General features: G+C 34.4%; 11 protein-coding genes. 9 read left to right on the top strand and 2 right to left on the bottom strand.

Going from position 1 to position 14,757, the window contains the following annotated elements; genetic code table 11:
* Nucleotides 1-565: 565 nt before the first annotated feature.
* The gene (gene pdxR / locus D9V42_RS12940) at nt 566-1,939 is read right to left on the bottom strand and encodes a MocR-like pyridoxine biosynthesis transcription factor PdxR (protein ID WP_122065275.1); all 1,374 of its coding nucleotides are present in this window, start codon (nt 1,937-1,939) and stop codon (nt 566-568) included.
* A 97-nt stretch (nt 1,940-2,036) separates the two neighbouring features.
* Between pdxR and pdxS the strand changes: the two genes are divergently transcribed.
* Both pdxS and pdxT read left to right on the top strand, forming a co-directional pair.
* Nucleotides 2,037-2,924 (top strand): pyridoxal 5'-phosphate synthase lyase subunit PdxS, encoded by an 888-nt coding sequence (gene pdxS / locus D9V42_RS12935; RefSeq protein WP_029377948.1) that lies wholly within the window; start codon nt 2,037-2,039, stop codon nt 2,922-2,924.
* Between the two features lies 1 nt (nt 2,925).
* A complete protein-coding gene (pdxT, locus tag D9V42_RS12930) occupies nt 2,926-3,504 on the top strand; it encodes a pyridoxal 5'-phosphate synthase glutaminase subunit PdxT (RefSeq protein ID WP_107554900.1) in 579 nt (192 codons plus the stop codon).
* A gap of 398 nt (nt 3,505-3,902) precedes the next feature.
* Here pdxT and D9V42_RS12925 read toward each other — a convergent pair whose 3' ends face one another.
* Nucleotides 3,903-5,117, bottom strand: a complete 1,215-nt coding sequence (locus tag D9V42_RS12925) for a NupC/NupG family nucleoside CNT transporter (protein WP_107554899.1) — start codon at nt 5,115-5,117, stop codon at nt 3,903-3,905.
* Nucleotides 5,118-5,273: 156 nt separating this feature from the next.
* Between D9V42_RS12925 and D9V42_RS12920 the strand changes: the two genes are divergently transcribed.
* The 7 genes from D9V42_RS12920 (at nt 5,274) to gltX (ending at nt 14,513) form a co-directional block, all read left to right on the top strand.
* Nucleotides 5,274-5,735 (top strand): CtsR family transcriptional regulator, encoded by a 462-nt coding sequence (locus D9V42_RS12920; RefSeq protein ID WP_017723054.1) that lies wholly within the window; start codon nt 5,274-5,276, stop codon nt 5,733-5,735.
* Nucleotides 5,736-5,751: 16 nt separating this feature from the next.
* Nucleotides 5,752-6,303 carry a UvrB/UvrC motif-containing protein gene (locus D9V42_RS12915; protein ID WP_042363311.1) on the top strand — a complete coding sequence of 184 codons (552 nt, stop codon included), beginning with the start codon at nt 5,752-5,754 and terminating at the stop codon, nt 6,301-6,303.
* The gene (locus D9V42_RS12910; RefSeq protein WP_017723052.1) at nt 6,296-7,306 is read left to right on the top strand and encodes a protein arginine kinase; all 1,011 of its coding nucleotides are present in this window, start codon (nt 6,296-6,298) and stop codon (nt 7,304-7,306) included. The genes D9V42_RS12915 and D9V42_RS12910 overlap by 8 nt, the downstream gene beginning before the upstream one ends.
* A 13-nt stretch (nt 7,307-7,319) precedes the next feature.
* Nucleotides 7,320-9,782, top strand: a complete 2,463-nt coding sequence (locus tag D9V42_RS12905) for an ATP-dependent Clp protease ATP-binding subunit (protein WP_122065273.1) — start codon at nt 7,320-7,322, stop codon at nt 9,780-9,782.
* A 340-nt stretch (nt 9,783-10,122) separates the two neighbouring features.
* Entirely contained in the window at nt 10,123-11,493 is a 1,371-nt protein-coding gene (gene radA, locus D9V42_RS12900; protein ID WP_017723050.1) for a DNA repair protein RadA, read from the top strand.
* Between the two features lie 81 nt (nt 11,494-11,574).
* On the top strand, nt 11,575-12,633 hold the full coding sequence (locus tag D9V42_RS12895; RefSeq protein WP_107530617.1) for a PIN/TRAM domain-containing protein: 1,059 nt from the start codon (nt 11,575-11,577) through the stop codon (nt 12,631-12,633).
* Nucleotides 12,634-13,058: 425 nt separating this feature from the next.
* Nucleotides 13,059-14,513, top strand: coding sequence for a glutamate--tRNA ligase (gene gltX / locus D9V42_RS12890; RefSeq protein ID WP_122065271.1), 1,455 nt, complete (start codon nt 13,059-13,061; stop codon nt 14,511-14,513).
* Nucleotides 14,514-14,757: the final 244 nt, after the last annotated feature.

The following is a 14,757-nucleotide window of genomic DNA, read 5'->3' as shown; positions in this document are numbered from 1 at the left end:
TTAGCGCCGATGGTAGTCGGACTTACGTTCCGCAAGAGTAGGACGTTGCCAGGCAGCATTATAGGATGCGATGAGCCGAGACCGAGAGGTCTCTTTTTTTTGTGCGCAAAGAGCTTAACTTCAACCGAAAGTCATTGTCAGTTTCGACGGAATACATGAGCAAAGCTCATGCATAAGTCCCACTAGTATAATGAAATATAACCTGATAAGAGAGTAACAAGTCTACTTTAATAAATTTAGAATCAAAATTAAGAAAGTGGGACTTTAGATGCTGACGAACTAAACGAGCGACGAAACGAGCTTACGAGTGGTAAGTGAGTAAGGAGAACGTACAAGTGAAGAAAGATGCGAGCGCTTGTCTCACGGCAAGAAAGGTCTTTAGCGCCGAAGGTAGCAGACTTACGTTCCGCAAGAGTAGGCAAAAGAGTAGGCAAAGTGGAATACATGAGCAAAAGCTCATGCATAAGTCCCACTAGTACAATGAAATATAATCTGATAAGAGAGTCACAATGCTATCTTAATAAATTTAGAAGTTAAGATTTAAAAGTGGTACTTTATCCATGCTTTAAATGCATAAACTATCAATTAGTGCATTGGTATGTGCTTCAAGTTCTGAAAAAGGAATGCCACCAAATCCTAATATAAATTTTACAGATTGTTGTGTAGTATCATATCGATTAAATGGTGTTATTTTTAATTTATTCTTTTCTGCATTTTTTAGACAATCCTTTATAGAAAGACCATTTTTAACTGTTAAATTAAAATGCATCCCTGCTAAAGCACCTTCTATTTCTAATTGATCTTCATAAGGTTTAAGTGCTTCAATAATAAATTTTAATTTGCGACTATATAATTTTCTCATTTTGTTTAAATGTCTTTCAAAGCTTCCTGATTCCATAAAACTTGCTACAATTTTTTGTAAGTGTGCAGGTACTGTATTACCTTCTTTATGTTTTAAATTCTCATACTGATTAAGTAACTTTTTAGGTAAAACAAGGTAGGCAATTCTACAACTAGGGAATAGTGATTTAGAGAAAGTACTAATATAAATTACTTTGTCTTTCGTGTCTAAACTTTGTAATGCGGGAATTGGTTTGCCAAAATAGCGAAATTCTGAATCATAATCATCTTCAATAATATATCTATCATCACGTTCGTGTGCCCATGATATGAGCTGGGTACGCTTTTTTAAATTCATTACATAGCCAGTAGGAAATTGATGTGAGGGTGTCACATATGCGATGTTATGAATTGCTGTCTTTAAATAGTCTAGTTCAAGACCAGTTTGATTTACTGGCACTTGCATATAAGGAATTTGTCTTTTTTCTAATACTTGCTTGATAGGTGGGTAACTCGGATTTTCAATAAGGAATTGTGCTTTGTTTAAGATATCCGTTAGTAAATTAATTAATTGTTCAGTCGATGAGCCAACTACAATTTGTTCAGGATGACATGATACACCACGGCTATTGAATAAATAGTGAGCAATTTCTTGTCTTAATGACCATTCACCTTTGGGATTTGCGTGTTGGAGTAATTGTAATTGATTTATTTCAAAAGCATCTCGCGCATATTTTCTAAACTGTTGAATTGGAAAGTAATCAGTATCAATTTCTGATAAATTGAATGCATATTTGTAATAAGCATCCGAGTGTTTATTTGAGGATGATAAATAATCATCTGTATTGAATTGTGTTTTCCTATTAATTATCGGTAAAGTTTCAATATCTGAAACGAAATAACCTGAACGTGGTTTTGAATATATATAACCTTCATCGAGTAGATACTGATATGCATGTTCAATCGTTGTATTACTTACAGAGAGATGTTGTCCTAATGCGCGTTTAGAAGGAAATTTATCTCCTGATTTATATTGACCTTCAATAATTTGATTTTTTAAATTTTCATATAAATCGATATAAAGATGTGATTTTGACATGAAACTGACCCCCAAAATTAAATTGAAATTGAACCTTTTTAAATACCAGTTTATCTCTTAAAATGAATTTAATCAACTAAGTAAAGGGGAAAAACAAATGTCTAAAGTAACTGGATCAGAGAGAGTTAAAAGAGGAATGGCAGAAATGCAAAAGGGCGGCGTGATTATGGACGTTGTCAATGCTGAACAAGCTAAAATAGCTGAAGAAGCTGGAGCAGTTGCGGTAATGGCGTTAGAACGTGTACCATCTGACATTAGAGCAGCTGGTGGCGTTGCGCGTATGGCTAATCCTAAAATTGTAGAAGAAGTTATGAATGCTGTTTCGATTCCGGTAATGGCAAAAGGGCGTATTGGTCATATTACTGAAGCGCGTGTACTTGAATCAATGGGTGTAGACTACATTGATGAATCAGAAGTATTAACACCTGCAGATGAAGAGTATCATCTATTAAAAGATACGTTTACAGTACCGTTTGTATGTGGCTGCCGTAACTTAGGAGAAGCTGCAAGACGTATCGGTGAAGGTGCAGCAATGTTACGTACAAAAGGTGAGCCGGGTACAGGCAATATTGTAGAAGCTGTTAGACACATGCGCCAAGTTAATGCAGAAGTAAAAAGATTAACAGTGATGAATGATGATGAAATCATGACTGAAGCTAAAAATATTGGCGCACCATTTGAAGTACTAAAAAATATTAAAGAGAATGGTAAACTTCCTGTTGTTAACTTTGCAGCTGGTGGTGTAGCTACACCTCAAGATGCAGCATTAATGATGGAGTTAGGCGCTGATGGTGTGTTTGTTGGTTCTGGTATTTTTAAATCAGAAGACCCTGAAAAATTCGCTAAAGCTATTGTACAAGCTACAACTCACTACCAAGACTATGAATTAATTGGACGTTTAGCAAAAGACTTAGGTACAGCTATGAAAGGTTTAGACATCAATGAATTGACTTTAGAAGAACGTATGCAAGAGCGTGGATGGTAATATGAAAATTGGTGTACTAGCACTGCAAGGCGCAGTAAGGGAACATATACGTCATATTGAACTTAGCGGTCATGAAGGCATTGCAATTAAGCGTACAGAACAATTAGATCACATTGATGGTCTTATTTTACCTGGTGGTGAATCTACTACACTACGTCGATTAATGAATTTATATGGCTTTAAAGAAGCACTACAACAATCTACATTACCTATGTTTGGAACGTGTGCTGGATTAATAGTTATGGCTAAGCATATTGTTGGTGAAGAAGGCTATTTAGATAAATTAGACATCACCGTTCAAAGAAATTCATTTGGTAGACAAGTGGATAGTTTTGAAAGTGAATTAAATGTACAAGGAATCGCAGAAGATATTGAAGGTGTTTTTATTAGAGCGCCACATATTGAAGCGACACACGGTGAAGTATCAGTGTTAAGTACAGTTGGTGAAAAAATTGTAGCAGTTCAAGAAGGGCGTTACTTAGGTGTATCGTTTCATCCAGAATTAACTGATGATTATAGAGTGACACAGTATTTTATAGAAGAAATCGTAAAACCTTCTTTGATGACAGAAAAGGTGTAATAGATAGAACTTCACTAAAATATATGTCGCGTAAGTAATTTTTTAATAAGGCACTTCGTTAAAAATAATGAGTAGTTATTTTATAAGACGAAGTGTCTTATTTTAGTTTGTATAAATTTCACTTTATATATTGGATAGTGATATTTTAGCAAATCGTATCGTTTAGAGAAGGTATGTAGGTTGATGTCTACTATTTGTAAATATAGATATAGCAACAGCAATTTAACAAGTATAAAAAAACACACTTCCATGCGATAGGGAGTGTGTTTTGTAGTTTGCTTGCGTTATGTAGCAAGATTTTTATTTTGTAATGGAAATAGTTTATATTATATAAAATGTACTTAAATCAAACGAATAAGCTTTTTATGTTTACGGATATCTATGTCCAAGTTACATTTTTAAATAAAGAACCCAGCAATAGCCGCTGAAATAAATGAAACAAGTGTAGCACCGAATAATAATTTTAGTCCAAAACGAGCTACGATATCACCTTTTTCGTTGTTAAGTGATTTAATTGCGCCAGAAATAATGCCGATAGAGCTAAAGTTTGCAAATGATACTACGAATACTGAAATAACACCTTTAGCATGAGCACTCATATCTTTAATCTCACTTAAACTTTGCATTGCAACAAATTCATTTGATAGTAATTTAGTAGCCATGATGGATCCAGCTTGTACTGCGTCGTCCCATGGTACACCAACTAAAAATGCAAATGGTGCAAAGACAAATCCGATAAGTGTTTGGAAGTCCCAAGTGATACTGCCACCAGATAACCCGGTAAAGATTGCACTAACAACACCATTAAGTAAAGCAATGATAGCGATATAACCAATTAACATTGCCCCTACGATGACTGCAACTTTGAAACCGTCTAAGATATATTCACCTAACATTTCGAAAAATGATTGTTTACCTGATTCACTCTCATCAACGATAAGTTTATCTTCTTTTGCATCAATTTTATAAGGATTGATGATAGAAGCAATGATGAAACCACCAAAGAGATTTAATACAACTGCTGTAACTACAAAACGCGGTTCAATTAATGTGAAATAAGCACCGATAATTGAAGCTGATACTGTAGACATTGCAGACGCTGTTAAAGTATATAGACGTTGTTTAGGAATATGTGCTAATTCCTTTTTCAATGAAATAAATACTTCTGATTGTCCTAAAATTGCAGCGGCAACAGCATTATATGATTCTAAGCGGCCCATACCATTAATTTTTGAAATGGCTAAACCTAAAACGTTGATAATCCAAGGTAAGATTCTTGTATATTGTAAAATACCAATTAATGCTGAAATGAATACGATTGGTAATAATACATTAAAGAAGAAGGGTGGGTTCTTAGGATCTACAAATTCAAATCCACCAAATACAAAGTTCACACCTTCTGCTGCTTTTGCTAGTAAATAATTAAATCCGTCTGATATGCCACCGATAACTGTAATACCAAATTTAGTTTTGAGTAAAATAAATGCGAATACTAGTTGTATTACAAGTAGTAAACCGACATATTGCCAACGAATATTTTTTCTATCTGAGCTAAATAGAAACGCCAATGCAAGAAACACTGCTATCCCAATTAAACCAATAATAATATGCATAAGTCATTCATCCCTTTTAATTTTTCTTAACTCCTATAATACAATAAATTAGATAGCACTTACATCTTTAATTAAAAATTTTTAAAACATATTGGTTGAAAAAGGTCAAAGTTGGTCATATAATATAGTCAAAGAAGGTCAAAAGAGGTGATAATCATGCACAACATGTCTGACATCATAGAACAATACATTAAAAAATTATTTGAAGACACCAATGAAGACGTTGTAGAAATCCAACGTGCCAATATTGCGCAGCGCTTTGACTGTGTGCCTTCCCAGCTTAATTATGTAATCAAAACACGTTTTACAAATGAGCACGGCTATGAGATTGAAAGTAAAAGAGGTGGTGGCGGATATATTCGAATCACCAAAATTGAAAATAGAGATGAGACAGGTTATATTAACCATTTACTTCAATTAGTTGGTCCATCTATTTCACAGCAGCAAGCTTATTACATTGTAGATGGTTTATTGGATAAAAATTACATTAATGAACGTGAAGCAAAAATGATACACGCCGTTATCGACAGAGAGACATTAAAAATGGATGTATTATCGAGAGATATCATTCGAGCAAATATTATTAAACGGTTATTGCATGTTATAAATTATTATTAAAGTGAGGTGTTTCGTCGTGCTATGCGAGAATTGTCATTTGAATGAAGCAGAAGTGAAATTGGCAGTGAAAGGTCAAGATGGTATAAATGAAAAATGGGTTTGTTCCACATGTGCACAAGGTGGTAACCCATGGACTCAAAATCAGCAAATTCAATCACAAGATGACATTGAAGGCGCATTTGTAGTGAAGCAAATCTTACAACACTTAGCTGCTAAACATGGTATCGATTTTGATGAAATTGCTTTTAAAGAAGAAAAACGATGTCCTACTTGTCATATGACATTAAAAGATATCGCACATGTTGGGAAATTTGGCTGTTCAGATTGCTATGCTACATTCAAAGATGACATTGTCGATATTGTACGACGTGTGCAAGGTGGTCAAATTGAACATGTAGGAAAAACACCACATTCTTCACACAGAAAATTAGCATTAAAAAAACAAATAGAAGAAAAAAGTTCATATTTAAAACAACTGATAGAAGAACAAAACTTTGAAGAAGCCGCCGTTGTTCGTGACGAAATTAAAGCATTGAAAGAGGATGGCGAGGTGAAACATGATGAGTAAAAACGATATTAGTGCATACATGAGTGAATGGATGCGTGATAGAGAAGAAAGTCCAATTGTGATGTCTTCGAGAATACGATTGGCAAGAAATTTAGAAAATCATGTACACCCATTAATGTTTTTGTCAGAACAAGATGGTTTTCGAATAATTAACGACGTACAAGATGCGCTTCCTGACTTGTCTGTACAACGTTTGGATTCAATGGATCAACAAAGTAAATACAAGCTTGTCGCGAAACATCTTATAAGTCCTGAATTAATAAGACAACCTGCTTCTGCCGTTTTACTCAATGAAGATGAATCTTTAAGCATTATGGTTAATGAAGAAGACCATATACGTATTCAGGCCATGGGTAACGATTTATCACTATCAACATTATACGAAAAAGCTTCAGAAATTGATGATCAACTTGATAGTGAATTAGATGTAAGTTTTGACGAAACTTTAGGTTATTTGACAACATGCCCTACTAATATTGGGACAGGCATGCGTGCCAGTGTCATGTTGCATTTGCCTGGATTGACAATAATGAAACGTATGAATCGCATTGCTCAAACAATTAATCGTTTTGGTTTTACAATTAGAGGTATTTATGGAGAAGGATCTCAAGTTTATGGTCATATATACCAAATTTCAAACCAACTTACTTTAGGCAAAACAGAAGAAGAAATCATTGAAAGCTTATCAGAGGTAGTGCAGCAAATTATTAATGAAGAAATGCAAATCCGCGAACGATTAAACCGACATAATCATATAGAAACATTAGACCGAGTATATCGTTCGTTAGGAATATTAAAATATAGTAGACTGATATCTATGGAGGAAGCTTCACTAAGATTAAGTGAAGTGAAACTTGGTTTAGATTTAGGCTATATTGAATTAGAAGACTTCAAGTTTAACGAGTTAATGGTTGCAATACAATCGCCTTTCTTATTAGACGAAGAAGATGATAGAACAGTTAATGAAAAAAGAGCAGATATATTAAGAGAACATATAAATTAGGAGGTCATACTATATGTTATTTGGTAGACTAACAGAACGTGCTCAACGCGTACTAGCACATGCTCAGGAAGAAGCAATACGCTTAAATCATTCGAATATTGGAACTGAACATTTACTTTTAGGTTTAATGAAAGAGCCTGAAGGCATTGCAGCTAAAGTTTTAGAAACGTTCGATATTACTGAAGAAAAAGTAGTTGAAGAAGTAGAAAAATTAATCGGCCATGGTCAAGAACAAATGGGCGCATTACACTATACACCTCGTGCGAAAAAAGTAATTGAATTATCAATGGATGAAGCTAGAAAATTACATCATAATTTCGTAGGAACAGAGCATATCTTACTTGGATTAATCAGAGAAAACGAAGGTGTCGCAGCGCGTGTGTTTGCAAACTTAGATTTAAACATCACAAAAGCGCGTGCACAAGTCGTTAAAGCTTTAGGTAGCCCTGAAACAAGTAATAAAAATGCACAAGCTAATAAATCTAATAATACACCAACATTAGACAGTCTAGCTCGTGACTTAACAGTTATCGCCAAAGACGGCACTTTAGATCCTGTCATTGGTAGAGAAAAAGAAATTACAAGAGTTATTGAAGTCTTAAGTCGTCGTACTAAGAACAACCCTGTATTAATTGGTGAACCAGGTGTCGGTAAAACTGCTATTGCTGAAGGCTTAGCACAAGCAATTGTTAATAACGAAGTACCTGAAACACTTAAAGGTAAACGTGTAATGTCATTAGATATGGGGACAGTTGTTGCTGGAACAAAATATCGTGGTGAGTTTGAAGAACGCTTGAAAAAAGTAATGGAAGAAATCCATCAAGCTGGTAATGTCGTATTATTCATCGATGAATTACACACACTAGTAGGTGCAGGTGGTGCAGAAGGTGCTATTGATGCATCTAACATTCTTAAACCAGCATTAGCTCGCGGTGAATTACAATGTATCGGTGCAACTACATTAGATGAATACCGTAAAAATATTGAAAAAGATGCAGCGCTTGAACGTCGTTTCCAACCTGTTCAAGTTGGTGAACCAACTGTTGAAGATACAATTGAAATCTTAAAAGGATTACGTGATCGTTATGAAGCACATCACCGTATTAACATTTCAGATCAAGCTTTAGAATCAGCAGCTAAATTAAGTCACCGTTATATTTCAGATCGTTTCTTACCAGATAAAGCGATAGACTTAATTGATGAAGCAAGTTCTAAAGTAAGACTTAAGAGTCATACAACGCCACCAAACTTGAAAGAAATTGAACAACAGATAGAACAAGTTAAAAACGAAAAAGATGCAGCTGTTCATGCTCAAGAGTTTGAAAATGCAGCAAACTTGCGTGATAAACAAACAAAATTAGAGAAACAATATGAAGAAGCAAATAACAACTGGAAAAATTCTCAAAACGGTGATAACACATCTCTATCAGAAGAAGATATTGGTGAAGTCATCGCTGGTTGGACAGGTATTCCATTAACTAAAATTAATGAAACTGAATCAGACCGTCTGCTTAACTTAGAAGATACACTTCATAATAGAGTAATCGGCCAAAAAGATGCCGTTACATCCATTAGTAAAGCAGTTAGACGTGCTAGAGCTGGATTGAAAGATCCCAAACGTCCTATCGGTAGCTTTATCTTCTTAGGACCTACGGGTGTAGGTAAAACTGAGTTAGCTCGTGCATTGGCAGAGTCTATGTTCGGTGAAGATGACGCAATGATTCGTGTTGATATGAGTGAGTTTATGGAAAAACATGCTGTCAGTCGTTTAGTTGGTGCCCCTCCAGGCTATGTAGGTCATGACGATGGTGGCCAATTAACTGAAAAAGTAAGACGTAAACCTTACTCAGTGATTTTATTTGATGAAATTGAAAAAGCGCATCCTGATGTGTTTAATATTCTGTTACAAGTATTAGATGACGGTCACTTAACAGATACAAAAGGTCGTCGTGTAGATTTCCGTAATACAGTTATTATTATGACATCTAACGTAGGTGCACAAGAATTACAAGACCAACGTTTCGCTGGTTTTGGAGGCGCATCTGAAGGACAAGATTATGAAACAATCCGTAAGACAATGATGAAAGAATTGAAAAATGCATTCCGTCCAGAATTCTTAAACCGTGTTGATGACATTATCGTCTTCCACAAACTTTCTAAAGAAGAATTGAAAGAAATTGTGACTATGATGGTTGATAAACTAACAGAACGTCTTTCTGAACAAGATATTAATATTACAGTTACAGAAGCTGCCAAAGAAAAAATTGCTGAAGAGGGTTATGATCCTGAATATGGTGCAAGACCATTAATCCGTGCAATTCAAAAAACAGTTGAAGATAACTTAAGTGAATTAATTCTAGAAGGCAATCAAGTTGAGGGCAAAGAAGTAATCATTAATCATGATGGCAAAGCATTCAAATATGATATTCAAGAAAGAAAAGATACAACTAAAGATAAAGAAACAACTGAATCTTAAAAGTTAAGTATAAATTAAAGCAGTACTTCTCAAATATGTGGATGCATATTGGGGGAGTGCTGCTTTGTTTTTATATTGTATAAACAATAGAGTAGTATTTACCTAAATAAACGAGTAATATTTAAAAAGTCAAAATATAATATCAGTGGTACTCTATACACAAGCATGGTATTTTATAAAAATAGCTTTTGCTAAAGATTAGAATCCTTAAGTTATTAAGATTTTTAAATAACTATATACGAATATTTTTTGATTGAATTGTTTGATTATGAATAAAATTTGTTTTTAAACAGACAGAGGTTTAAAATAGATTTGTTCAATGAAAGATGGAGGTGCAGTTTTGGCTAAAAAGAAAGTGATTTTTGAATGTATGGCCTGTGGTTACCAGTCTCCAAAGTGGATGGGGAAATGCCCAAACTGTGGTGGTTGGAATCAAATGGAAGAAATAGTCGAACAAAAGGCCGCGAGTCCAAAACATGGCGTACGCAGTCGAGACAATATTTCTAAAGTACAAAAATTAAATGACATTAAACATGAAACAACGCCACGAGTAAAAACAAACTCCGAAGAATTTAATAGAGTGCTCGGCGGCGGAATAGTAAATGGTTCGCTCGTATTGATAGGTGGCGACCCAGGTATTGGTAAATCTACATTACTTTTACAAATTTGTGCAGCATTATCACAATCTAAAAATGTGTTGTATATTACAGGTGAGGAATCATTAAATCAAACGAAATTAAGAGCAGAAAGATTAGACGAGGACTCAAGTCAATTAAATGTGTTTGCTGAAACAGATTTAGAAGTTATACATGAAACAGTTAAGCAACTCAAGCCTGATCTACTTGTAGTAGACTCAATCCAAACTATTTTCCATCCAGAAATTAGTTCGGCGCCAGGTTCTGTGTCGCAAGTTAGAGAAAGTACACAAAGTTTAATGAATATAGCGAAACAATTGAATATAGCTACATTTATAGTGGGACATGTTACGAAAGAAGGCCAAATAGCTGGTCCGCGTTTACTTGAACATATGGTAGATACAGTCCTTTACTTCGAAGGCGACGAGCATCACGCGTATCGTATTTTAAGAGCAGTTAAAAACCGTTTTGGCTCTACGAATGAGATGGGTATTTTTGAGATGCAGCAAACCGGATTAAAGGGAGTTAAGAACCCGTCGGAAATGTTTCTTGAAGAACGTTCGACTAATGTACCTGGTTCAACTATTGTTTCTACGATGGAAGGCACGAGACCATTACTTATAGAAGTACAAGCGTTAGTGACGCCAACTACATTTAATAATCCAAGGCGTATGGCGACAGGGATCGACCATAATCGATTGAGTCTGCTTATGGCAGTACTAGAAAAGAAAGAGAATTATTTATTACAACAACAGGACGCTTATATTAAAGTGGCAGGTGGTGTACGTTTAACAGAACCAGCTGTAGATTTAGGTATTGTTGTTGCAACAGCATCAAGTTTTAAAGATTTAACAGTCGATGGTTTAGACTGCTTTATTGGAGAAGTAGGACTCACAGGGGAAGTTAGACGAGTTTCTCGTATAGAGCAACGTGTACAAGAAGCGGAAAAATTAGGATTTAAGCGTGTAATTATTCCGGAATCAAATATTGGTGGATGGCAATTTCCAAATGACATCAAGGTCATTGGTGTTAAGAATGTCCATGAAGCATTAAAATATGCACTAACAAAACAATAATTTAAAAACACAAAGCTATTTAGGTTAAGTATATATTCTTATTTAGCCTGAGTAACTTTCTAAAGGAAGGTGAGTTAACCTGTGAACATTATAAGACTCATTGTGATCTTGTGCTATATTATCTTGGGTGCAAGTATAGGGGTGTATCTATTACCAGAAATAGTCAATGACGCTGGTCTAAATCATTTACCCCTATTAACAAATACTTATTTCAATGGGCTACTAGGGATTATTATATTCTTTTTAATCTTTGGTTGGTTTATTAAAAAAGCAACGTATGCTTTAAAAGAATTAGAACAAACAATTATGCGTCAAAGTGCAGTAGAAATATTATTTGCTACAATTGGACTAATGATAGGTTTATTAATTTCTGTTATGATATCTTTTATTTTTCAAATTATCGGCAATAATGTCATTAATCATTTTGTGCCAATTATAGTTACGATTATTTTAGGTTATTTCGGCTTTCAGTTTGGTTTGCGAAAGCGTGATGAAATGTTGCTATTTTTACCAGAGAATATGGCGCGTTCAATGTCTATTAATGCACGTAATGCGGTGCCTAAAATCATTGATACAAGTGCCATTATCGACGGACGTATATTAGATATTATTGAGTGTGGCTTTATTGACGGAGAAATATTAATTCCTCAAGGTGTTATCAATGAACTCCAAATCGTTGCAGATGCGAACGATAGTGTGAAACGTGAAAAAGGCCAAAGAGGTTTAGATATATTAAATGAATTATATGATACCAATCATCCAACGAGAATTATACATCCAACTAAGTCTCATAGTGATATCGATGCAATGTTAATTAAATTAGCGCAACATTATAGAGCGCATATTATAACAACGGATTTTAATCTCAATAAAGTGTGTCATGTTCAAGGTATTCAAGCGTTAAACGTTAATGATTTGTCTGAAGCAATTAAACCTTCAGTACACCAAGGTGATCGCTTTAATCTATTGCTTACTAAAATGGGGAAAGAATCTGGTCAAGCAGTAGGTTATTTAGATGATGGTACTATGGTCGTTGTAGATAACGCTAAAAAACATATAGGTGAACATATCGATTTAGAAGTAATTAGTTTGTTACAAACTTCTTCAGGTCGAATCATTTTTGCCAAAAAAATAAATTAATTTGTAAGTAAAGGTTTCGTTTGGAATTGTAGCGCCCACAGTTACAGTTTCACATGAAACCTTTGTTTTTTAACGGCTTGAAAAATTAAGGAGAACTATAAGATAATTTAAGCACAGTGATATCATATTACTAGCTAAAGTGCTACAATAGATAGCGAAATTATATTTCTATAAAAGTGGATTGTTTATTCAGTTGTATAAAATTATGCAAAGTGCTTTTTAGATTAGGATACTTTAAAAAAGTATAAGCTATGGTATGATTAATAAGCGATAATCATAAACTTATTAATAGTTGAGCGTTATTTTCTTAGTGAACTACACGTAGGTGAGTTAACATACGTTCAGCCTATTTACTGTGTGAATTTGTGTAACCTGAATATTAACTTAACCAATAAAAACAAACATTTAAAACGGGAGTGAACATAATGAGTGATCGTGTAAGAGTGAGATATGCACCAAGTCCAACAGGCTATTTGCATATCGGTAATGCAAGAACTGCATTATTTAACTATTTATTTGCTAAACATTATGATGGAGATTTTGTAATTCGTATTGAAGATACGGATAGTAAACGTAACTTAGTTGATGGAGAATCATCACAATTTGATAATTTAAAATGGTTAGGCATAGAATGGGATGAATCTGTAGATAAAGATAAAGGTTATGGCCCTTATCGTCAGTCAGAACGCGCAGAAATTTATAACCCATTAATTCAGCAATTATTAGATGAAGATAAAGCCTATAAATGTTATATGACAGAAGACGAATTAGAAGAAGAACGTGAACAACAAATTGCACGTGGTGAAATGCCTCGTTACGGTGGTAAACATGCCCACTTAACAGAAGAAGAACGTCAACAGTTCGAAGCTGAAGGTCGTCAACCATCTATACGTTTCCGTGTACCAAAAGATACAACATTCTCATTTGATGACATGGTAAAAGGTGAAATTTCGTTTGATTCAAATAATATGGGTGACTGGGTCATCGTTAAGAAAGACGGCGTACCTACTTATAACTTTGCCGTAGCAATAGACGATCATTATATGGAAATTTCTGACGTAATTCGTGGAGACGACCATATTTCTAATACACCAAAGCAATTAATGATTTTTGAAACGTTTGGTTGGGAAGCGCCTAGATTTGCCCATATGTCACTTATAGTCAACGAAGAACGTAAAAAATTAAGTAAACGTGATGGACAAATCTTACAATTCATCGAACAATATCGTGATTTAGGTTATTTACCAGAAGCACTATTTAACTTTATTACGCTATTAGGTTGGTCACCAGAAGGTGAAGATGAAATTTATTCTCCAGAAGAATTCATTAAGATTTTTGATGAAAAACGTTTATCTAAATCACCAGCATTTTTCGATAAACAAAAACTAGCTTGGGTTAACAACCAATACATGAAACAAAAAGATAGTGAAACGGTATTTGAATTAGCCTTGCCACATCTAATTAAAGCAGAGTTAATTCCTGAAAACCCAACTGAAGAAGATTTAGATTGGGGACGTAAACTTGTAGCACTTTACCAAAAAGAAATGAGTTACGCCGGAGAAATCGTACCTTTATCAGAGTTATTCTTCCGCGATGAACAAATTTTAGGTGACGATGAGCAAGAAGTGATAAATGGTGAACAAGTACCTGAACTTATGAATCATTTATACGGTAAATTAGAAGTACTTGAACCATTTGAAGCGGCAGAAATTAAAAAAACGATCAAAGAAGTTCAAAAAGAGACAGGTATCAAAGGCAAACAATTATTCATGCCTATCCGTGTAGCTGTAACTGGCCAAATGCATGGTCCTGAACTACCAAATACAATTGAAGTTTTAGGTAGAGAAAAAGTATTATCTCGTTTAAAAAAATATGTTTAAAGTAAAGTTGTAGCATGTAAAGATTGTGTTAAATTGATAATACTTGAAAAATTACATCAAACAACCTATGATTAACATTGAAAATGGCAAAGGATTAGTACGTGATGAAAGTGTATAGAGAGTGTGCGGTAGCTGCAAGCACATCACTGAAATTACAGAATGCACCTTTGCTTTGTGCAAATGAATTAAATAAACTTTAAAGAGTAAACAAAAGTCGTTTTAGTTTGAATCATTGCAAATGCAT

Source organism: Staphylococcus pseudoxylosus, from assembly GCF_003697915.1.
Taxonomy (GTDB): Bacteria; Bacillota; Bacilli; order Staphylococcales; family Staphylococcaceae; genus Staphylococcus; species Staphylococcus pseudoxylosus.
The sequence above is the reverse complement of the archived record's forward strand: the minus strand, read 5'-3'. Positions and strand labels throughout refer to the sequence as shown.